Genomic DNA, 1,544 nt, shown 5'->3' with positions numbered 1-1,544 from the left:
CGCACCGCTCGCCGTAATTACCTTATTTGCGCCGGTATCGATTTTGGTGGCCGGGTCGACAACTAAATTTACTCCCGGAGAGAGCAGGCTTTGTTGCGGACGCGTATAGTCTTCAATCCTGGCGTGGTTAATCGCCGCAAACAGGAATGAGGGCTGATACACGTGGTCTGCATCGGCGGTAATCTGGGTTACGCTAATTTCTCCCCGCTTGATTTCGCTTCGCATGGTGCGGGCAAGGTGATTGGCAACCATGGTGCCACCTGTGCCGCCACCTAATATTACTACGTTTTTAGCCAACCGACTCTCCCCCTACTTTACCTTCTTAACAGCGATACGCCAGTACTCGCCGTCTGAGGCCTTCTCGTTGTACACCAGTTCGTGGCCTACTTTTGCGACCCACTCCGGAATGTCCTTCGCGGAGCCGAGGTCTGATGATAGTACTTCGATGACCGAGCCCACTTCCGCACCCTTAATGGACTTAATAAGCTCCATTAACGGTCCCGGGCAATACGAGCCACGCGCATCGATCGATTTGTCTACCTTTACATCTGCCATAATTGTCTCCTCCCTTTTCAGTCAAAAATAACTTGGCTTTGAATCCCCCGATTATATAACCATTATCTGTCCGCCTTCGGATATACCGAAGAAAGCGGTTACACCAAGAACATCGTCGACCACATCAAGCATGTCCTTCATTTCCCAGCCCATGATATCCATAACGAGAGAACAGGCATACACTTTGATTTCTCCAAGTTCTTTGCCATCTTCAAGCATCTTGTAGTACAGGTCGAGATTCTTGCCGATGATCGTGCCGCCGACTTCACCCATCTGGAATTCCTTCTTCTCGACGGCCTCCTTTGTGAACATCTTTGTGGCACCCATCGTAACGAAGAAATTAACCTGCATTCCGGATGCTGCGGCGATGGTACCCATGAGAGCACCTGCGTGGAGTTTTTCCAACTCCGGGGACATTAGAACGATTGATAGCTTAGGCGCTTCAGCCATTAACGTATCCTCCTTTCGATACCTATACCCGTCTGGGTATTCTTCATATTCTTAGATATCTCCAACTCCCGTTATACCCCACCGCTAACGGCCTGTACCGTACCACTTACCCGGCTTTTACTGCAGTTTGCCAGGTTTTTGTTAATAAATAGACGCCTTGCGGCGATAATTAGAATTACAAAAAGCAGTACCATTCAAGTGAGAGAACAACGGAGGTGAGACTGGTGGCAAAGGCGGCTATTTTAAAAGGGATATTAAGTAGGGCTGGGGTTTCCAGGAGGGCGGATACCTTTAGCGTAGTAAGAATCGAGCGTATCTTAAGCGAGCTTGGAATAAAGAGCTATGAGTTTGATTTTGAGCCGAGGGTTGTGCGCCTTACCGAGGAAGCCGACCTTATAAAAGTCATGCTTCACTTTATGCCATCGGGCATCACTGAGGACAGCGACATTGCCATCTCAAAACTGAACGACGACATGGCGCTTAGAATTGGCTCATGGCAGTTTGAGGCCAGGATATAGGCCGAGATATAATAGGTTGAT

At 48.9% G+C, this 1,544-nt stretch carries 3 protein-coding genes and 1 pseudogene; 1 reads left to right on the top strand and 3 read right to left on the bottom strand.

Going from position 1 to position 1,544, the window contains the following annotated elements:
* The 3 genes and pseudogenes from COY37_RS00175 to COY37_RS00165 all read right to left on the bottom strand — a co-directional run.
* Positions 1 to 297, bottom strand: a pseudogene (locus COY37_RS00175) (NAD(P)/FAD-dependent oxidoreductase); the annotation flags it as partial.
* Positions 298 to 309: 12 nt separating this feature from the next.
* Positions 310 to 555, bottom strand: coding sequence for a sulfurtransferase TusA family protein (locus COY37_RS00170; protein ID WP_286677587.1), 246 nt, complete (start codon positions 553 to 555; stop codon positions 310 to 312).
* A gap of 51 nt (positions 556 to 606) precedes the next feature.
* Positions 607 to 1,005: a DsrE/DsrF/DrsH-like family protein gene (locus tag COY37_RS00165; protein WP_286677586.1), complete on the bottom strand. Its 399-nt coding sequence runs from the start codon at positions 1,003 to 1,005 to the stop codon at positions 607 to 609.
* A 224-nt stretch (positions 1,006 to 1,229) separates the two neighbouring features.
* Between COY37_RS00165 and COY37_RS00160 the strand changes: the two genes are divergently transcribed.
* Positions 1,230 to 1,523: a hypothetical protein gene (locus tag COY37_RS00160; RefSeq protein ID WP_286677585.1), complete on the top strand. Its 294-nt coding sequence runs from the start codon at positions 1,230 to 1,232 to the stop codon at positions 1,521 to 1,523.
* Positions 1,524 to 1,544: the final 21 nt, after the last annotated feature.

Origin of the sequence: Candidatus Aquicultor secundus (genome assembly GCF_002791875.1) — a bacterium.
Lineage (GTDB): Bacteria > Actinomycetota > Aquicultoria > Aquicultorales > Aquicultoraceae > Aquicultor_A > Aquicultor_A secundus.
Note: the sequence above shows the minus strand (reverse complement) of the source record. Positions and strands in the feature narration are given on the sequence as shown.